The 18,350-nt window shown below is 61.6% G+C and carries 18 protein-coding genes; 2 read left to right on the plus strand and 16 right to left on the minus strand.

The features are described 5' to 3' along the window. Positions 1–168: 168 nt before the first annotated feature. From CD175_RS11580 to CD175_RS11635, 12 genes are all read right to left on the minus strand, one after another. On the minus strand, positions 169–765 hold the full coding sequence (locus CD175_RS11580) for a nucleotidyltransferase family protein (protein ID WP_104449016.1): 597 nt from the start codon (positions 763–765) through the stop codon (positions 169–171). Then, entirely contained in the window at positions 762–1,745 is a 984-nt protein-coding gene (locus CD175_RS11585; protein ID WP_104449017.1) for an XdhC family protein, read from the minus strand. Before CD175_RS11585 ends, CD175_RS11580 begins: the two co-directional genes overlap by 4 nt. Beyond that, positions 1,745–4,075 carry a xanthine dehydrogenase family protein molybdopterin-binding subunit gene (locus CD175_RS11590; protein WP_104449018.1) on the minus strand — a complete coding sequence of 777 codons (2,331 nt, stop codon included), beginning with the start codon at positions 4,073–4,075 and terminating at the stop codon, positions 1,745–1,747. The genes CD175_RS11585 and CD175_RS11590 overlap by 1 nt, the downstream gene beginning before the upstream one ends. Next, entirely contained in the window at positions 4,072–4,542 is a 471-nt protein-coding gene (locus CD175_RS11595) for a (2Fe-2S)-binding protein (RefSeq protein WP_015096391.1), read from the minus strand. The genes CD175_RS11590 and CD175_RS11595 overlap by 4 nt, the downstream gene beginning before the upstream one ends. 241 nt (positions 4,543–4,783) lie before the next feature. Beyond that, complete coding sequence (murB, locus tag CD175_RS11600; RefSeq protein WP_104449019.1) at positions 4,784–5,803, minus strand: UDP-N-acetylmuramate dehydrogenase; 1,020 nt, start codon at positions 5,801–5,803, stop codon at positions 4,784–4,786. Beyond that, positions 5,800–6,264: a low molecular weight protein-tyrosine-phosphatase gene (locus CD175_RS11605; protein ID WP_104449020.1), complete on the minus strand. Its 465-nt coding sequence runs from the start codon at positions 6,262–6,264 to the stop codon at positions 5,800–5,802. Before CD175_RS11605 ends, murB begins: the two co-directional genes overlap by 4 nt. After that, positions 6,264–7,028: a 3-deoxy-manno-octulosonate cytidylyltransferase gene (gene kdsB, locus CD175_RS11610; protein ID WP_104449021.1), complete on the minus strand. Its 765-nt coding sequence runs from the start codon at positions 7,026–7,028 to the stop codon at positions 6,264–6,266. The genes CD175_RS11605 and kdsB overlap by 1 nt, the downstream gene beginning before the upstream one ends. Then, positions 7,025–7,210 (minus strand): Trm112 family protein, encoded by a 186-nt coding sequence (locus CD175_RS11615; RefSeq protein ID WP_003179363.1) that lies wholly within the window; start codon positions 7,208–7,210, stop codon positions 7,025–7,027. Before CD175_RS11615 ends, kdsB begins: the two co-directional genes overlap by 4 nt. 24 nt (positions 7,211–7,234) lie before the next feature. Then, positions 7,235–8,245, minus strand: a complete 1,011-nt coding sequence (gene lpxK / locus CD175_RS11620) for a tetraacyldisaccharide 4'-kinase (RefSeq protein ID WP_104449022.1) — start codon at positions 8,243–8,245, stop codon at positions 7,235–7,237. Beyond that, on the minus strand, positions 8,245–8,673 hold the full coding sequence (locus CD175_RS11625; RefSeq protein WP_104449023.1) for a flagellar polar localization protein PocB: 429 nt from the start codon (positions 8,671–8,673) through the stop codon (positions 8,245–8,247). Before CD175_RS11625 ends, lpxK begins: the two co-directional genes overlap by 1 nt. Next, positions 8,670–9,305: a flagellar polar localization protein PocA gene (locus CD175_RS11630; protein WP_032829396.1), complete on the minus strand. Its 636-nt coding sequence runs from the start codon at positions 9,303–9,305 to the stop codon at positions 8,670–8,672. Before CD175_RS11630 ends, CD175_RS11625 begins: the two co-directional genes overlap by 4 nt. Before the next feature lie 98 nt (positions 9,306–9,403). Further along, on the minus strand, positions 9,404–11,638 hold the full coding sequence (locus tag CD175_RS11635; protein WP_104449024.1) for a DNA internalization-related competence protein ComEC/Rec2: 2,235 nt from the start codon (positions 11,636–11,638) through the stop codon (positions 9,404–9,406). Between the two features lie 135 nt (positions 11,639–11,773). Here CD175_RS11635 and CD175_RS11640 point away from each other — a divergent pair, with 135 nt between their 5' ends. After that, the gene (locus tag CD175_RS11640; RefSeq protein ID WP_104449025.1) at positions 11,774–12,289 is read left to right on the plus strand and encodes a DUF2062 domain-containing protein; all 516 of its coding nucleotides are present in this window, start codon (positions 11,774–11,776) and stop codon (positions 12,287–12,289) included. Between the two features lie 168 nt (positions 12,290–12,457). Here the strand turns inward: CD175_RS11640 and CD175_RS11645 are convergent, their stop codons facing one another. The 4 genes from CD175_RS11645 to CD175_RS11660 form a co-directional block, all read right to left on the minus strand. Beyond that, positions 12,458–13,237: an ABC transporter permease gene (locus tag CD175_RS11645; protein ID WP_007972352.1), complete on the minus strand. Its 780-nt coding sequence runs from the start codon at positions 13,235–13,237 to the stop codon at positions 12,458–12,460. After that, positions 13,234–14,166, minus strand: coding sequence for an ABC transporter ATP-binding protein (locus tag CD175_RS11650; RefSeq protein WP_104449026.1), 933 nt, complete (start codon positions 14,164–14,166; stop codon positions 13,234–13,236). The genes CD175_RS11645 and CD175_RS11650 overlap by 4 nt, the downstream gene beginning before the upstream one ends. A gap of 132 nt (positions 14,167–14,298) precedes the next feature. Further along, positions 14,299–14,922 (minus strand): glutathione S-transferase family protein, encoded by a 624-nt coding sequence (locus CD175_RS11655; RefSeq protein ID WP_104449027.1) that lies wholly within the window; start codon positions 14,920–14,922, stop codon positions 14,299–14,301. Positions 14,923–14,965: 43 nt separating this feature from the next. After that, positions 14,966–15,625, minus strand: a complete 660-nt coding sequence (locus CD175_RS11660) for a transglutaminase-like domain-containing protein (RefSeq protein ID WP_104449028.1) — start codon at positions 15,623–15,625, stop codon at positions 14,966–14,968. 225 nt (positions 15,626–15,850) lie between these two features. On the opposite strand from CD175_RS11660, the gene CD175_RS11665 reads away from it, so the two are divergent. Beyond that, the gene (locus tag CD175_RS11665) at positions 15,851–18,298 is read left to right on the plus strand and encodes an acyl-CoA dehydrogenase (protein WP_104449029.1); all 2,448 of its coding nucleotides are present in this window, start codon (positions 15,851–15,853) and stop codon (positions 18,296–18,298) included. The last annotated feature ends 52 nt before the right edge of the window (positions 18,299–18,350 follow it).

An 18,350-nucleotide genomic window follows, 5' to 3' on the forward strand; every position in this document is an offset into this window, starting at 1 on the left:
TCGGCCACTAAAAAGCCCCGCCTGGTGAACCCAGGCGGGGCTTTTTTATATCCCTGAATATCCCCCAATCCCCTGTGGGAGCGAGCTTGCTCGCGATATCGGAATGATATTCAACATTGGTGCTAGCTGATCCACCGCTATCGCGAGCAAGCTCGCTCCCACAAGGACCTATGCTGGCCTGAAGGTTAGTGCCTCAGGCACATCCACATCCCACAACACACCTGGATCATCCACAGCCACTTCAACCACCCGCCCTTGGGCAAACAGTGGTTTCGCGCCACGATCCCCCGATAGCGCCATCAACCCCGCTGCGAAGTCCCGCCCAAACCCGACCGGATGCCCATACTTACCGCCCTGTACGGGCACACTGATACTGTCATCGCCAATACCCGCCACCACTTGCTCGATACTGGACGGCCGGATGAACGGCATATCCCCCAGCACCATCAGCCAGCCATCGAGTTGTTTGCAGGCAGCGACCCCGGCGGCAATGCTGTCGCCCATGCCAGTCGATTCGATCAGCACAATCTCGCAGCCATAGGCCTGCGCCATGCGAATCACCTGTGGGCGGTCAGCGGTCGTCACCAGCACGCGCTCGTGCAGGGCGACCGGCAGGTTGACCAATGTGTGCTCGATGACGGACCGCACCACGCCGTCACGCCCGGTGCAATCGGCCACCAACTTATCCTTTTCGGCGCCCGCCACCTGACGAAACCGGCTGCCCTGCCCCGCCGCCAGTACGACGACGCCAATGGACTCGCTCATACCTTCTCCCGCAAGACTTTCTTCTGTTTCAGTTCGACGCCATTTTTGACCGCCACGATTTCCGCCATGAGCGACAAGGCAATTTCCGCTGGATTATGACTGCCGATGTGCAAGCCGATCGGACCATGCAAACGGTCAATCGCCGGTTGCGACAAACCCAGTTGAGCCAGGTTTTCCCGGCGCTTCTGGCTGTTGACCCGCGACCCCAGCGCTCCAACGTAAAAGGCTCTGGAATCCAGGGCCGTGAGCAGCGCCATGTCGTCCAGGCGCGGATCATGGGTCAAGGCCACGATGGCCGTGCGTTCATCGGTCTGGATATTCAACACCGCCTCATCCGGCATGCCCGAGACGAATCGTCCGTGCTGCTCTTCCCAGCCATAGACGAACTCACTGCGCGGATCGCAAATCAGCACCTCAAAATCCAGAAGGCGGGCCATTTCCGCGACATAGCGCGACAGTTGCCCCGCGCCGATCAACAGCAAGCGCCAGCGCGGTCCATAGATCGCCCGCAAGGTCTGACCGTCGAACGTCAAGACGTCAGCTTTATTGGCCGGCTGCAAAAGCACTTCGCCGGTGGACAGGTTCAGTTCACGCGCAACGATTTCATGGGCCTCACATCGGGCCAGCAGTTGCTCGACCCAATCCCCATCGTCGATGCGCTCCTCGGTCAAGCGCAAGGTGCCGCCGCAGGGCAAGCCGAAACGTGCGGCTTCCTCGCGGGTCACACCGTACGTGATCAGCTGCACCGGCGGCCCGTCCAGTGCGAGACGGCCGTCGTGCAGCCGGGCGATCAAGTCATCCTCGACACACCCGCCGGAAACCGAACCAATCACCACGCCGTCTTCACGCAGGGCCAGCATGGCGCCGGGTGCCCGGGGCGCAGTGCCCCAGGTTTCGACCACGCTGTACAACACCACCCGCTGACCATCGCGCTGCCATTGCAGCACACTGCGCAGGACGTTCAGGTCGGCGCTGTCCATCAGGCTCCGGCCTGCTGCCAGCCCGACAACTGATAACGAACCGGCAGGTTGCGGATGCGTTTGCCGGTGGCAGCAAAGATCGCATTGCACAGGGCCGGCGCAATCGGTGGCACACCCGGTTCACCGACTCCGCCCAATGGCACTTCACCCGGCGGCGTCACCAGATGCACCGCCACCTCTTTCGGCGCCAGGGACATGCGCGCCACTTCGTACATGTGGAAGTTATCCTGCTGGACCTTGCCGTCCTTGAAACTGATTTCCCCGAGCACCGCATTACCCAGGCCCATGACGCAGGCGCCCTCGAATTGCGCACGAATCCGCTCGGGATTGATCTGCGGTCCGCAATCGACGGCGATGTCGGCCTTGTGAACCACCAGCGTACCGTCGCCTTTGACCTCTACCTCGATCACCGCCGCCACATAGGTCACGAAGCTGTAATGCACCGCCAGGCCCAGGCCGCGCCCCTTGGGCAGCTCACGCCCCCAACCCGCGGCTTTAGCGGCGGTCTCCAGTACCGTGCGCAGGCGCGCGGTGTCGATCGGATAGCGCTCGGGGGATTCACCGTAGTTCCACTCTTCGCTCAAGGTGCGCGGATCGATCTGACGGTCCGGGCCGAGCAATCTGATCTGGTACTTCAGCGGGTCTTCTCCGGCCTTGTGCGCCAGCTCATCGATAAAACTCTGGATCGCGAAGCCATGGGGAATGTTCGACACCGAGCGATACCAGCCGACGCGGGTATGCACCGTGGCCTCGGGGTTTTCCAGGCGAATGTTGGGGATCGCATACGCCATGTTGGTGAAGCCCATGCCCAGTTCGAACGCCGCCTCATGGTTCATGCCCGGCGCAAACAACGCCGTGATGCTCGGCGCGACCGTACGGTGCAACCAGCCGGACGGCAGACCGTCCTTGTTCAGGCCGGCCTTGAGGTATTCAGCCGATACGGTGTGGAAGTAGGAACAATGAATGTCGTCTTCGCGGGTCCATTGCACCCGCACCGCTTTGCCGGGGAATTCCTTGGCGAGGATCGCGGCTTCGATGATGAAGTCAGGCTTGGACTTGCGCCCGAACCCGCCACCCAGCAAGGTCACGTTGAACGTGACGCTGTCGAACGGCAGCCCCAGGCGTTCACCAATCCGTTCCCGGGTGACCTGCGGTGCCTGGCTTGGCCCCCAGGCCTCGCACGCACCGTCCTTGAACCGCGCAATGGCGACCATCGGTTCCATCGGCGACTGTGACAAATGCGGCAAGTAGTAAGAGGCTTCCAGCGTACTGTCGGCGCTGCTCATGGCCTCGTCGATGTTGCCGGTGTTGCGCACCACCTTGCCAGGCTTGAGCGAGGCTGCTTCGAGCTCCTTGCGATAGGCGATCGAGTCGTAGCTGGCGTTGGGGCCGTCATCCCACTCAATTTTCAGTGCCTCGCGGCCCTTGATCGCCGCCCAGGTATTGCTCGCCACCACGGCGATGCCACCCAGAGGCTGGAACTCCGAAGGCAACGGACGGCTTTCGATCTGCAGCACCTTGACCACGCCGGGGACTTTCATCGCCGCGCTACCGTCGAAACTTTTGACTTTGCCGCCATACACCGTGGGTCGGGCAATGGTCGCGTACAGCATGCCGTCGAAATGCACATCGGCACCGTACACCGCACGGCCGTTGACGATGTCTTCACCGTCGATGGCCTTGGTGCCCTCCTTGCCGATGTAACGGAATTCCGAAGGCTGTTTGAGCCTCAGGCCGTCACGGGCCGGTACGGCCAAAGCGCTTGCAGCGGCGGCGAGCGCACCATAATCCAGTTCGCGGCCCGAGGGTTTATGGATGACTTTATGCAGTTGCGCATGGCACTCGCCCACCGACACTTTCCACTGGTCAGCGGCGGCCTGCTCCAGCATGGCGCGTGCAGCAGCCCCGCAACGACGCATCGGTTCGTACCAGTGGCGCATGCTGCGTGAGCCGTCGGTGTCCTGGTTGCCGAAACGTGCTTCATCGCCCGGGGCCTGCTGTACCTTGACCCGCGCCCAATCGGCTTCCAGCTCATCAGCCACCACCATGGTCAGGCTGGTACGCACGCCCTGCCCCATTTCCGAGCGGTTGCAGATCACAGTCACCGTGCCATCGGCGGCGATGCTCACATAGACTTTCGGATCGTCGACCCAGCCGTGGGGCATGCCGTCAGCGCCGAACTTCTTGTCTTTTTCTTCGGCAAAAGCGTCTTGCCAGCCCCAACTCGCCGCCAGTACCAGCGCACTGGTGGCGCCCACGCCTTTGAGAAAGCCACGGCGACTGAGCTGGCTCAGATTGCTCAGGGTGAAATCACTCGGTAAGCGGCTCATGCCTTGGCCTCCTTCAGGTGAGTGGAGGCCTGGCGGATGGCGGTCTTGATGCGGTTGTAGGTGCCGCAGCGGCAGATGTTGCCGACCATCGCTTCTTCAATCTGCTCGTCGCTGGGGTTCGGGTGGGTCTTGAGCAGCGCTGTCGCCGACATGATTTGCCCACCCTGGCAGAAACCGCACTGGGCGACCGCCGTGTCGAGCCAGGCTTGCTGGACGACTTTACCGATTGGATCGGCATGCAAGTTGTCAATGGTGCTGACATTCTGACCGACGACGGAACCGATGGGCGTGATGCAACTGCGTGCCGGAGCCCCTTCGATATGAATGGTGCAGGCCCCGCACAGGCCCATGCCGCAGCCGAATTTGGTGCCGTTGTAACCGGCTACGTCGCGGATCGCCCAGAGCAGCGGCATGTCCTCGGTGACGTCGAGTTGATGGTCTTGACCATTGAGTTTCAGGGTAATCATGGGCACGCCCGCATGGATCTTGAGTGATGGGGTCGAGCAATCTGCCACTGGATCACGGTGGGTCGCACGCAGATCGACTCAGGCTAATCGGCTCTCTTGTGCGGACGCAAACGGTCTGCACCGGGCCTTTGGTGGAGCAAGAGTGTGCATCGTTAGCTGACTAAGTTAACCGAGCATTAACAAAAAAGCCCTGCACAATAAACATCGTGCAGGGCTTTTTGATCTGTCCTGAAAGCTTAGCTCAATACCGGTTCGGTTCCATTTCCAGGTCGACATGAAAACGTTCTGAAATGTCTTTCTGGATGCGCTGCGCCAGGTTCAGCAGTTGCAGGCCCGTTGCCCCGCCATAGTTGACCAGCACCAGCGCCTGCAGCTTGTGAACACCTGCGTCGGCATCGCGAAAACCTTTCCAGCCTGCCCGCTCGATCAACCAGCCAGCGGCCAGTTTCATCTGCCCGTCGGGTTGCGCATAGGCCACCAGATCCGGGTATTCGCCCTTGAGCCGTGCAGCCAGCGCCGCTGACACCAAAGGGTTCTTGAAGAAACTGCCGGCATTGCCGAGTACGGCCGGGTCCGGGAGTTTCTCGTTGCGGATGCTGCAAATGGCCCGGCTGACATCGCTGGCGGTCGGATGGTCGATACCTTGTTCGGTCAAGCGCTGACGCACCGGGCCGTACTCCAGATGCAAATGCGCGGCACGGTCGAGGGCGAAACGCACACGCAGGATCAACCAGCGCCCCGGTTCCTGCTTGAACAGGCTGTCGCGGTAAGCGAAGTTGCACTGCGCCAGGCTGAAGTCGCGCAGTTCGCCGCTCTGGCGATCGAGGGCGGTCAGGCCCGCGAACACGTCCTTGATCTCGACCCCGTAGGCGCCGATGTTCTGCATCGGTGCAGCACCCACGGTGCCGGGAATCAGGCTGAGGTTTTCCAGGCCGGACAACCCAAGCGCCAGGGTGTGTTGCACAAAGGGATGCCAGGGTTCGCCCGCCTCGGCCTCGATCACCACTTTGCCGCCGTCATCGCTCAGCACGCGAATCCCGCGAGTGGCCATGCGCAGCACCAGCGAATCGATATCCGCCGTCAGCAGCAGGTTGCTGCCACCGCCGATTACCAGTACCGGGACCTTGTGTTCCAGCCCGTAGGCCAGGGCTTCCCGCACATCGGCGTCGCTATGGGCCTCGGCAAACAGCCGGGCCTGGACATCCACGCCAAAGCTGTTGAACGGCTTGAGCGATACCTGCGATTGAACCTGCAAACTCATAACCGTCCCTTCAATTCAATCACCAGCAAATCACTGGCGCGCTCGATCAAGTCCAACACCTGCTCGAAGCCTTGCTCGCCGTCGTAGTACGGGTCCGGCACTTCATCGATTGGCGACTGGTAACGGCGCAGGAACAGATCCAGCTCGGCCTTGCCCTTCACGGGCTGCAAGGCCTTGAGGTTGCGCAGGTTGCTGTTGTCCATCGCGAGGATCAGATCGTAGGTGGCAAAATCGGCACGGCTGACTTGCCGGGCGCGCTGGGCCGACAAGTCGTAACCGCGCAGCTTTGCCGCGGCCTGGCTGCGCTTGTCCGGCGCCTTGCCGACATGCCAGTCACCGGTGCCGGCGGAAGCGACCTCAACCTGATCGGCCAGTCCCGCTTCGCGCAGTTTGTGCCGCAGCACGCCTTCGGCCGTGGGAGAACGGCAGATGTTGCCCAGGCACACGAACAAAACGCGCATCACGCCTCCAGCAGGCGACGAACGCGCTCAAGGTCTTCGGCGGTATCGACGCCAGCCGGCGGCGCGATCAAGGCGTCGGCCACGTGGATCCGCACGCCGTGCCACAGGGCACGCAGCTGTTCCAGGCACTCGGTGTTTTCCAGCCAGCATGGACCCCAGTTGACGAAATCCTGCAGGAAACCGGCACGGTAGGCATAGATGCCGATATGGCGGCGATACGGCACACCTTCCGGCAACTGCTCAGGGTTCACGGCAAATGCATCCCGCGCCCAGGGCAAGGTGGAGCGACTGAACGTCAGCGCCAGGCCATTGAGGTCGCTGACGACCTTGACCACGTTGGGATTGAACAGGGTGTCCGCGTCTTCAATCGGCTCGGCCAGCGTGGCCATGCGTGCTTCAGCGTGGGCCGCCAGATTGGCGGCCACCTGATCGATCACGCTCGGCGGGATCAGCGGCTCGTCGCCCTGGACGTTGACGACGATGGCATCGGACGCCAGGCCCAGCTTCATCGCGACTTCGGCCAGGCGATCGGTGCCGGAATTGTGATCTTCACGGGTCAGCACCACTTCGGCACCGAAGCCATTGCAGGCCTCGACGATGCGCGCGTCGTCAGTGGCAACCACCACCCGCCCGGCGCTGCTTTTGCTCGCCTGTTCCCAGACGTGCTGGATCATCGGCTTGCCGGCGATCAGCAGCAGCGGCTTGCCTGGCAGGCGGGTGGAGGCATAACGCGATGGAATGACAACGGTAAAGGCGGTGGTCATTTATCCAGACGCTCATCGGTGGTCAGGGTGCGCGCTTCCGACTCGAGCATCACCGGGATGCCGTCGCGAATCGGGTAGGCCAGGCCGGCGCCCTTGCTGATCAGCTCGGTCTTGTCGGCGCTGAGCTTGAGCGGGCCTTTGCAGACCGGGCAAGCGAGGATGTCGAGCAATTTGGTGTCCATGAGCATTCCCTGGAAAAAACGGAGTTAAGGCAACAAACGATCCGGCAGCAGGCGCATCAACTGTGTGTCGAACCAGGCCACGAAGGCCGGCGACGGCACGGCATCGACCGCCAGATACCACCAATCGGCGGCGGCAAAGGCACGGCATTTCACCGCGTCTTTTTCCGTCATCACCAACGGCAATGACGGCGTGAAATTCAAAGCCTGCACGCTGTATTCGGCGTGGTCGGCAAACGCATGTGGAACAGGCTGCCAGTGTAGCGTTTCGAGGGTCTTGAAGAAACGTTGCGGATTGCCGATACCGGCCACCGCGTGCAGGGCCTGGCCGGCGGGAAAATGATCGAGGGGACGGCGTTCGCCGCTGCGCAGATTGACCAGCGCGGTGGGTTGCAATTGAAAGGCAAAGCCATCGTCGCGGTCGGATGCGGCACCGTTGTAGAGGACCGCGTCGACGCTTTGCAGGCGCTCGACCGGTTCGCGCAACGGCCCGGCGGGCAGGCAACGGCGGTTGCCCAGGCCGCGGGCGGCGTCGATCAGCACCAGCTCGAGGTCGCGAGCCATGCGGTAGTGCTGCATGCCGTCGTCCGACAGGATCAGGTCCAGCGGCTCACTGGCCAGCAAGGCTTTGACGGCGTTGCTGCGATTGGGGTCGATCATCAGCGGTACGCCCGTGCGCTGGACAATCAGCAGCGGCTCGTCACCGGCGACGTCGGCGCTCTGCTCGGCCTCGACCCGCCACGGCAACTGCGGCGGTTTGGCGCCATAGCCGCGGCTGACCACGCCGACCCGCAGGCCGCTGCGCTGACAATGCTGGATCATCCACAGAATCAGCGGCGTTTTGCCGGTACCGCCAACGGTGATGTTGCCAACCACGATCAACGGCACCGGCGGCTGATAGATCTCGCCCTCACCCGCCAGAAAGCGCTTGCGCTTGTTCATGACCACGCGGCGGTACAGCCATTCCAGTGGCTGCAACAGCTTCAGGGCCGGATGACCTGCGTACCACGCGGCGAGCAATCGATCGGACATGGCCATCAGGGCGCGGGAGGCGCCGCCTCGATGGTGGTCATGCGCAAGTGACTGAAGCCGAGTTTGCCGGCGGCATCCATGGCCGTCACCACGGACTGATGCTGAGTCTTGCCGTCAGCACTGATGGACAGCGGCCGGTTGGTGTCGCCGTTGGCTTCTTTTTGCAGCGCGTCCATCAGCGAGGCCAGGTCGCTTTTCGGCAGGATCTGGTTGTTCACCGAGAACACGCCGTCGGCGCTGATGGCGATGTCCAGCGGCTTGCTCTGATCATCGGCCGGCGCGCCGCTGACGGCTTCCGGCAGATCGACGCGCAGCTGGGTCTCACGGGTAAAGGTGGTAGTCACGACGAAAAACAGCAGCAGGACAAACACCACGTCGATCAGCGACACGAGGTTGATGTCCACGTTCTCCCGTTGCTTGCGGCGGAATTTCACGCTTTGCCCTCGGCCAGATCAACGTCACGGTCGCCCTGCACCACTTCAACCAGCTTGATCGCCTCCTGTTCCATGCCCACGACGAGTTCATCGATGCGCCGTTGCAGAAACCGGTGAAAGAACACCGCCGGGATACCGACGATCAACCCCGAAGCCGTGGTAATCAAGGCTTTGGAAATACCGCCGGCCAGCACGGCGGCGTTGGTCATCATGCCCGTGCCCATGAACGAACTGAAGATATCGATCATGCCCAACACAGTACCCAGCAGACCCAGCAACGGCGCCATGGCGGCGATGGTGCCCAGAGCGTTGATGTAGCGCTCCAGCTCGTGGATCACCCGGGCTGCGGCCTCTTCGATACACTCCTTCATGATCTCGCGACCATGTTTTGAGTTGGCCAGGCCGGCCGCCAGGATCTCGCCCAACGGGGAGTTGGCGCGCAGTTCCTTGAGTTTTTCCTTATTGAGCTGTTTGTCCTTGATCCAGACCCAGACCTGCCCGAGCAAGTGCTCCGGGGTCACGCGGCTGGCGCGCAGTGTCCAGAGACGTTCGGCGACGATGGCCATGGCCACGATGGAGCTCAGAATGATCGGCAGCATCATCCAGCCGCCGGATTTGACCAATTCCCACACAGTGACAGTCCCCTCGAAAAAGTGCGCCACTCTAACATAGGGGGTGGGCGCACCGAAGACCGTGATGTCGCAACCGGTCGGGCTTTGATAACGCTCGGTTATGGGTTCGGGGCCGGCGGATCGCGCCAGAAACGCCGTTCCTGGCGCATCGACCACGGCGGCTCGAAGCGCCCCAGTTGCAGACGAATGGCACCCTGTTCGACGCTGTCGTAGATCGCCATCCCGCGTTTTTGATAACGCGCGATGACCGTGGGATGCGGATGGCCAAACGAATTGCCCTGGCCGCGGGAGATCAGCGCCCCTTTAGGTTGCAGGACATCCAGCAGGGCGTTTGACGACGAACTGCGACTGCCGTGGTGTGGCGCCTGCAGCCAATCGGTGGGCAGGGCCAATGGACTGTCCAGCAGGGCTCTTTCGGCGGCGGCATCGATGTCACCACTCAACAGCAACCGTTCGCCATTGGCCTCGATCAGCAAGACACAGGAGTTCTGGTTGCTGTCGCTGGCCGATGGCCAGTGCCAAAGCTGGAAATCGACTTCATCCCAGGTCCATTGTCGGCCACTCTCACAACGCCCGGCCTGCAACTCCACAGGCAAGTCTGACGGTTCACCACTGACCACCTGTTTCACCGGCAAGCCCTGGGCAATCGCCCCGGCACCGCCGGCATGATCGGCATGTGCGTGACTGATCAGCATCAGGTCCAGGCCCTTCACCCCCAGTTTGCGCAATGCCGGCAGCACTACCCGCTCCCCCTGGTCGAGCTCACCGAATCGCGGTCCGGCGTCATACAGCAAGGTGTGATGCCGGGTGCGCACCAGAATAGCCAACCCCTGCCCCACGTCCAGCTGCCAGACTTCAGCGATGCCTTCCGGCACCATTGACCGGGGCGGGAATACCAGCAACAGCAGCAGAGGCCAACCCAACGGGCGCAGCGGAACGCCACGCGGCAACAGCAGTAGAAAAGCGCCCAGCGCGCCGAGGCTCCATACCCCCAAAGGAATCGCTTCCGGCACCCACGCAGGTAGCACCTCGGCCAACACCGCCAGGACCCGGAACAACCCACCGATCAAACCGCCCGCCAGCCACAACACGCCCTCGCCCACGTAGGGCACCGGCAACAGCAATGTCCCGAGCAAGGCCGGTGGCAACACCAGCAGACTGATCCACGGCACCGCCAGCAAATTGGCTGCCGGACCGCTTAGGCTGATCGGCAATCCCAATATCAACAGTAACGGGCACAGTCCGATTGCAATCAGCCACTGGGCACGGGTCCAGGTTTGCCACCATCGCCAGGGGCCCAACCGGCCGCCGAAGGTCAATATCAAGACGGCCACGGCCGCGAAAGACAGCCAGAAACCAGGTTGGAGACTCGCCAGCGGCTCCAGCAGCAAAATGCCGCAGAGTGCCAGCAATAGAGGCCACCATGCACCGAGATGACGAAACCGCAGACGCCACAACAACACCAGGCCAAGCATCAGGCAGGCTCGTCGCACCGGCACCCCGAATCCGGCCAGCATCCCGTAACCGAGCGCCGCGGCGAATGCCAGGCTACACGCCCAAGGCAACCATGGCAGCCAGTTCGGCCATAACCCAAGGCGGGCCAGGCCGGCAATCAGCAGATACACGACGCCCGCCAGCAAGCCGATGTGTTGCCCGGAAATCACCAACAGATGCACCGTGCCGGTGTCCTGCAATACCTGCCAGTCTTCGCGACTCAGCCCGGCACCGTCCCCGAGCACCAACGCCGTCAACGCGCCGCCTCGCCCCTGCGCATCCACCGCTTGCAAACGCTGGCGGATGCCATCGCGCCAGGCCCATTGGGCTGGCGCAAGGCGATCGCCCTGCTTGACCGTCCCGGTCGCCCCGATGTGTTGTGCCAGCAACCAGGCCTGGTAATCGAACGCCTGCGGATTGAGGAGTCCGACCGGGCGCTTCAATTTGACTGCCAGACGCCAGCGCTCACCACTGTTCACCGGCGGCCCGCCGTACCAGGACAGGCGCATTTGCCGCGGCAGCCGGGTACGCCGGGACTGGATGTCGGTCAATTCGAAACGCACGACACCGTCGTCATGCCGGGGCAAGCCAGTGACCCGTCCTTCGACCCAGCGGGTTTCTCCGTCCAGCGCCGGCGGCAACCGGTCATCCAGCGCCCACTGCGCATTCGCGCAGGCCCAACTCAAACCGAACAGGTAAAACGCCACCGGATACGTCCTGAATGGCAACAACATCAAACCCGCCACCGGCATCGCCAGCCACAACCAGACCGGCGGCAACGCCGGTAAAAAACGCAAAGTCAGCAGACCCAGCGCCAACGCCATCATCCCTGTGCGCATAAGCCCGTCCTTGAGAGTCCCCTCCAAGGCTTAGCCCGTCCGTCGCGCGGACGCCGTTATCAATTGTCACAAAGTCTGAATGGGCAGTTCATAGAATCCAGACATACTTGCCACCCTGACCGACCGAGAAGCCTTATGCCCCGGCGCTTATTCAAACGTTACATGCCAGACCCGATGAGCATCAGGGAACACAAGTCCTTACGCTTTCTCGGCACGCTGCTGCATGACCCGAACCTGTGGCACCTCAATCGCCACTCCGTGGCCCGCGCCATGGCCGTGGGTTTGTTCGCGGCGTTCCTGCCAATCCCGTTGCAAATGCTCCTGGCGGCCATCCTCGCCATTATCGTGCGCGGCAACATGCCGATCGCCGTGAGCCTGGTCTGGCTGACCAACCCGATCACCATGCCTGCCGTGTTCTTTTGCACCTACCAGACCGGCGCCTGGCTGATGGACGTCCCCGCCCGGCAGTTGCCGGACTCACTGACCTGGGAATGGATCAGGGGCGAAATCTCGACCTTGTGGCAACCGTTTCTGTTGGGTTCGGTGGTGACGGGGCTGGCACTCGGTGCGCTGTCCTACTTCATGGTGATGACGTATTGGCGCTGGTGGGTGGCCAGGCAATGGAAGCGGCGCAAGAAGAGCCGAATGTGAAAATGCAAAACGGCCTCCACTGTGGGAGGCCGTTTTTTATGCGGTGCCTGGACTGACGCCATCGTCGGAACGCCGCCCGGAGCAAGCCCGCTCCCACTGGGATTTTCAGTGCTACATAGATCCAGTGTGGGAGCGGGCTTGCCCGCGATACAGACGACGCGGTATCCCTCAGGTACGCATCCCGCGACCGCTGACCAGCAACCGTGCACAACCGATATACAGCACTACGGTCGCCACCAGCATGAAAGCGATGGCCACACTGATGCGGATATCCGATACACCAAGAATGCCGTAACGGAATGCGTTGACCATGTGCAGCACCGGGTTGGCCAGCGATACGGTCTGCCAGAACGGCGGCAGCAAGGTGATCGAGTAGAAGACCCCGCCCAGGTAGGTCAGTGGCGTCAGCACGAAAGTCGGAATGATCGAAATATCATCGAAGTTGCGCGCAAACACGGCGTTGATAAAGCCCAGCAGCGAGAAGATGGTCGCCGTCAGCACCACCACCAGAATGGTCACACCCAGGTGATGCACCTGCAAATGGGTGAAGAACAGCGACAGCAGGGTCACGATGATCCCCACCATCAACCCACGCAGCACGCCGCCCAGGGTGTAGCCGATCAGGATGGTGTGCGGCGACAGCGGCGAGACCATCAGCTCTTCGATGGAACGCTGGAATTTGCTGCCGAAGAAACTCGACACCACGTTGCCGTAGGAGTTGGTGATCACCGACATCATGATCAGCCCCGGCACGATGTACTCCATGTAGGTGAAGCCACCCATGTCGCCGATTTGCCGGCCGATCAGGTTACCGAAGATCACGAAGTACAGGACCATGGTGATGGCCGGCGGCAGCAGGGTCTGCGGCCAGATCCGGGTGAAACGCCGGACTTCACGGTAAACGATGGTGTTGAGGGCAATGAGGTTGGGGCGCAACTCGGAACTCATACCGCCACCTTCGACAGATTTTTCTCCACCAGGGACACGAACAACTCCTCGAGGCGATTGGTTTTGTTACGCAGGCTCAGCACTTCGATGTTCTGCTGCGCCAGCTGGGTGAACAGCGCGGTGATGCCCATGGACTTTTCCACCTGGACTTCCAGGGTGTGGCTGTCGATCAGCCGGGACGGGTAGCCGAGCAACTGAGGCGCGGCGGGCAGGTCGCCCTTGAGGTCCAGCAGAAAGGTTTCGACATGCAGTTGGCTGAGCAACTGACGCATGCTGGTGTTCTCGACGATGGTGCCGTGGTCGATGATGCCGATGTTGCGGCACAACTGCTCAGCCTCTTCCAGGTAATGGGTGGTGAGGATGATGGTGATGCCTTTCTGGTTCAGCTCGGTGAGGAAGCTCCACATCGAGCGACGCAGCTCGATGTCCACCCCGGCCGTCGGTTCGTCGAGGATCAGCAGGCGCGGTTCATGAACCAGCGCGCGGGCGATCATCAGGCGACGCTTCATGCCACCGGACAGTGAACGCGACGGCACGTCCTTCTTGTCCCAAAGGCCCAGCTGGGTCAGGTACTGTTCGGCGCGTTCCTTGGCGATTTTCGCCGGGATGCCGTAGTAGCCGGCCTGGGTCACGACGATGTCGAAGGTCTTTTCGAACTGGTTGAAGTTGAATTCCTGAGGCACCACGCCGATGGAGCGCTTGAGCTGCGCAGGATTTTTGTCCAGGTCGTGACCGAAGATATTCACCGTACCGCTGGTCTTGTTCACCAGGGTCGAGAGAATGCCGATGGTCGTGGATTTGCCGGCGCCGTTGGGGCCGAGCAAGGCGAAAAAGTCACCTTCGGCGACTTCCAGATCGATACCACTCAGGGCCTGGAAACCGTTGCCGTAGGTTTTGGTTAGCTGCCGGATGGACAGAGCGGAACTCATATCTGATTTACGCACCAAGAAGGGAAGAAAGGGATAAGTATGGGCGGCGGCGAACAATACAACCGCAACAACTTGGCACAATGGTGCTTGTCACCGCCACACAAGTACAGTCAAGCGTGTCGATAGTGAGTATTAAGTCAACGCGGTCATGACCGCCTTTTGATACGCCGGACGCTGTTTCAGCCGCGCGTACCAGGCCTGCAGATGCGGTTGTGGTGCACGCTCGATCGGCATCTCGAACCAGGCATAAATGAAACTGCCCAGGGGAATATCACCCATGCCGATCTCGTCTCCGGACAGGTAAGGCGTGTTCGCCAACGCCTGGTCGGCCATCGCCAGCAGCGTGTCGCACTCCTTGATCGCCGCCTTGATGGCGGGCCAGTCCTGCTGGTCTGCCGGGGTACGCAGCACGCCCCAGAACACGGTACGGAACGGGCCGGCAAAGCTTGAGGTGGTCCAGTCCATCCATTTGTCGGCGCTGGCACGGGCTTGCAGATCCGCGGGGTACCAGGCCGTGTCGGCGGCGTGGCGGGCCATCAGGTAACGCACGATGGCGTTGGATTCCCACAACACGAAACCATCGTCCTCGATCACCGGCACCCGACCGTTGGGGTTCATCGCGCGGTACTCGGGTGTATCGACGACACCAAAGGCGCCACCGGCATCGATAGCCTCGTAGGCCAGGCCCAGTTCTTCGGCGGCCCACAATGGCTTTCTCACATTCGACGAGTTTTTCCGACCCCAGATCTTCAGCATGACCGCCTCTTTTTTGGTAAGTGGGCAGGCAGCATACGCCGGATCAGGTGCGACTCAAATCGCTCTGCATGTCACCCAACAGCGGTTGCAGTTGCTCACCGAACAGATGCGGATAGCATTTTTCCAGGTGTTCGAAAAAGAACGCTTCAGGGACGTCGGCGAACTGGCCGTGATCGACGAGGTACTCCATCAGCTTCGCACCATCGCGGTTGAAGGGATGAAAAACGCTGTCGTTGATCCCGTCGAATTCCAGCGGCGCCACATTGAACAGCTCGCAAAGTTTGCGGTTGAACGCCGGCGTCGCCTTGATCCAGCGACCCTGCAAGTAAAACTCGGTGTAGCCGTGCATGGCGAACATGTCGCTCTTGAGCAATTCAAGCAGCCGAGGCGTCGACAAATGATTGCGCACATCCGCCAGGCCGATCCGCGCGGGAATCCCGCAATGCCGCGCGCAACCTGCCAGCAACGTGGCCTTGGGCACGCAGTAACTCTCCCCGGTCGCCAATGCATGACTGCCGCGCAGGGTCTGCGGATCGCGACTGAAGGTGTACGGGTTGTAGCGCACCGCTTCGCGCACGGCGTAATAAAGACTGATCGCCTGCTCAAGCGGATCGCGACTGGCACCACGGTGTTTTTCGGCGAACTCCACCACGGACGGATGGTCACTATCGATGAAGCGGCCGGGACTCAGGTACTCGTGCATGAGAATAATCTCCTGGGGAAGCCCCGAGTCTAGCGAGAGCTTCAGCACAGAGATAACGACGTTTCGGCCAAATATGGGCGCTTTGCCGCTCGTTCAATGAAGGTTTTTCCCACGCGTGCGGCCCATCTGGCACACGAAAATCAACCTGGGTGACCACCCACCTGTTTTGCGGATGCCGTCTAAGCTCTGAGGGCTGGTTCGCCCTGGTTTCACGGAGGAATAAATATGCTGCTGTTGTGGATACTGGTTCTGCTGGTCGGTATTGCTTTTCTGGCCCACCGTCGCATCGCCCCGCTGCCCGCCCTGGTCATCGTGGCCGCCTATGTCGTGGCCATGGGCGCTTTCAGCCGCGCACCGGGCTGGTTGCTGCTGGTTTTCTGGGTATTGATCGCTGCCGTCGCCGCGCCCTTGCTGCTGCCCGACCTGCGTCGCAAATTGTTCAGCGCGCCGATGTTCATCTGGTTCCAGAAAACCCTGCCGCCGATGTCGCAAACCGAACGCGATGCCATCGACGCCGGTACGGTGTGGTGGGACGGAGAGCTGTTCAGTGGCCGTCCGGACTGGAGCAAACTGCTGTCCTATCCCAAAGCGCAATTGAACGAAGAAGAACAGGCTTTCATCGACGGGCCGACCGAAACGCTCTGCGCCATGGTCAATGAATGGCAGCTCGGTCAAACCATGGACCTGCCGCCCGAAGCCTGGGCGTTCATCAAGGACAACGGTTTTTTCGCCCTGATCATCCCCAAGGAGTTTGGCGGCAAAGGCTTCTCTGCCTATGCCCACTCGCAAGTGGCGATGAAACTGGCGAGCCACAGCGGCGACCTCGCCTCCACCGTGATGGTCCCCAACTCCCTCGGCCCGGCCGAATTGTTGCTGCACTACGGCACCGACGAACAACGCAATCATTACCTGCCACGCCTGGCACGCGGCGACGACATCCCGTGCTTTGCCCTTACCGGTCCGCTGGCCGGCTCCGACGCGGGCGGCATGCCGGACTCCGGGGTAATCTGCAAAGGTGAATGGGAAGGCCAGGAGGTTCTCGGCCTGCGCCTGAACTGGGAAAAGCGTTACATCACCCTCGGCCCGGTGGCTACCCTCCTCGGCCTGGCTTTTAAGGCCTATGACCCGGATCACCTGCTGGGCGACAAGGAAGACCTGGGCATCAGCCTGGCGCTGATTCCGACCGACACCGCCGGTGTCGAGATCGGCCGCCGGCATCTGCCGTTGGGTGCCGCGTTCATGAATGGCCCGAACTCGGGCAAGGACGTGTTCGTCCCGCTGGAGTTCCTCATTGGCGGCCAGGAAATGCTCGGCAAGGGCTGGATGATGCTGATGAATTGCCTGTCGGTGGGGCGTTCGATTTCCCTGCCGGCGGTGGGCACCGGCATGGCCAAGTTCACCAGCCTGGTGACGGGCCAATACGCGCAGATTCGTGAGCAGTTCAATGTACCGATTGCCGCATTCGAGGGCATCCAGGAAGCCATGGCCCGCATTGGCGGCAACGCCTGGATGATGGATGCCGCCCGCATGCTGACCGCCAATGCGGTCGACCTGGGCGAGAAACCGTCGGTGCTGTCGGCGATTCTCAAGTACCACCTGACCGAGCGCGGCCGCGACTGCATCAGCGATGCCATGGATGTCCACGGCGGCAAGGCAATCATCATGGGGCCGAACAATTACCTGGGCCGCAAATGGAACGGCGCGCCGATTTTTATCACGGTGGAAGGTGCGAACATTCTCTCGCGCAACCTGATGATCTTCGGCCAGGGCGCGATCCGCTGCCATCCCTTCGTGCTCAAGGAAATGGCCCTTGCCGGCCATGAAGACAAGGATCAGGCGCTCAGAGAGTTCGATGGCCTGCTGCTCAAGCACATCGGTTTTGCCGTGGGCAACGCCGCCAGTACGCTGGTGCTGAATCTCGGTTTCGGGCACCTTGAACACACCCCGGGCGACAAACTCAGCCAGGGATACTTCCGCGCCCTCAATCGTCAGGCAGCTGCTTTCGCCCTGCTCGCCGACCTCAGCATGATGTTGCTGGGCGGCGCACTGAAACGCCGGGAACGCCTGTCCGCACGGCTGGGTGACGTACTGAGCAACCTTTACCTGGCCTCTGCCGCACTCAAGCGCTATCACGATCTCGACACACCGGAGTACATGACGCCACTAGTGAGCTGGGCCATGGAAGAAAGCCTGGGGCAGGCGGAACGGGCCATGGATGAGCTGTTGAACAACTTCCCGAACAAAGTCGTGGCCTGCCTGTTGCGGGTCATCGTGTTCCCGTTCGGTCGCCGTCACAAAGGCCCCTCGGACAAACTCGCTGCCGAAGTCGCTGCCTTGATTGGTCGCGCCAAGGGCGACCCCGCCCTGGAGGAATTGCTCCTGGGTTGCTATCGCCCTCAGGCGAGCGACGATCCGGTCGGCGCCTTGCAACACGCCTGCAACCTGTTGAGCGCCGCTCAGCCGCTGCAGAAAAAGCTGCATGTGGCACTCAAGAGCGGCCAGGTCAAACCGCTGGCCGGCGAGTCGCTGATCGATGCCGCGCTCGAGGCTGGCGTGTTGCAGCCGGTGGAAGCGCAGACCCTGCGTGAAGCCGAAGCGGCCCGGCGCAAGGTGATCGATGTCGATGACTTTGACCAGGAGGCTTTGGCACTGGCCGGGGGAAAAGTCCGCTGATCCCTTCAAACATGTAAAAACGGGCGCGGGCGCTTTATACTCCCGCGCCCGT

Source organism: Pseudomonas laurylsulfatiphila (assembly GCF_002934665.1).
Taxonomy (GTDB): Bacteria; Pseudomonadota; Gammaproteobacteria; order Pseudomonadales; family Pseudomonadaceae; genus Aquipseudomonas; species Aquipseudomonas laurylsulfatiphila.

Bases quoted from the DNA above. Each gene is read 5' to 3' on its own strand.
- CD175_RS11645 (WP_007972352.1), bottom strand. From the start codon at position 13,237: ATGAGTTCCGAGTTGCGCCCCAACCTCATTGCCCTCAACACCATCGTT.
- kdsB (WP_104449021.1), bottom strand. From the start codon at position 7,028: ATGACCACCGCCTTTACCGTTGTCATTCCATCGCGTTATGCCTCCACC.
- CD175_RS11580 (WP_104449016.1), bottom strand. From the start codon at position 765: ATGAGCGAGTCCATTGGCGTCGTCGTACTGGCGGCGGGGCAGGGCAGC.
- CD175_RS11605 (WP_104449020.1), bottom strand. From the start codon at position 6,264: ATGCGCGTTTTGTTCGTGTGCCTGGGCAACATCTGCCGTTCTCCCACG.
- murB (WP_104449019.1), bottom strand. From the start codon at position 5,803: ATGAGTTTGCAGGTTCAATCGCAGGTATCGCTCAAGCCGTTCAACAGC.
- CD175_RS11595 (WP_015096391.1), bottom strand. From the start codon at position 4,542: ATGATTACCCTGAAACTCAATGGTCAAGACCATCAACTCGACGTCACC.
- CD175_RS11660 (WP_104449028.1), bottom strand. From the start codon at position 15,625: ATGCACGAGTACCTGAGTCCCGGCCGCTTCATCGATAGTGACCATCCG.
- CD175_RS11655 (WP_104449027.1), bottom strand. From the start codon at position 14,922: ATGCTGAAGATCTGGGGTCGGAAAAACTCGTCGAATGTGAGAAAGCCA.
- CD175_RS11590 (WP_104449018.1), bottom strand. From the start codon at position 4,075: ATGAGCCGCTTACCGAGTGATTTCACCCTGAGCAATCTGAGCCAGCTC.
- CD175_RS11665 (WP_104449029.1), top strand. From the start codon at position 15,851: ATGCTGCTGTTGTGGATACTGGTTCTGCTGGTCGGTATTGCTTTTCTG.
- CD175_RS11640 (WP_104449025.1), top strand. From the start codon at position 11,774: ATGCCCCGGCGCTTATTCAAACGTTACATGCCAGACCCGATGAGCATC.
- CD175_RS11650 (WP_104449026.1), bottom strand. From the start codon at position 14,166: ATGAGTTCCGCTCTGTCCATCCGGCAGCTAACCAAAACCTACGGCAAC.
- lpxK (WP_104449022.1), bottom strand. From the start codon at position 8,245: ATGGCCATGTCCGATCGATTGCTCGCCGCGTGGTACGCAGGTCATCCG.
- CD175_RS11585 (WP_104449017.1), bottom strand. From the start codon at position 1,745: ATGGACAGCGCCGACCTGAACGTCCTGCGCAGTGTGCTGCAATGGCAG.
- CD175_RS11635 (WP_104449024.1), bottom strand. From the start codon at position 11,638: ATGCGCACAGGGATGATGGCGTTGGCGCTGGGTCTGCTGACTTTGCGT.
- CD175_RS11615 (WP_003179363.1), bottom strand. From the start codon at position 7,210: ATGGACACCAAATTGCTCGACATCCTCGCTTGCCCGGTCTGCAAAGGC.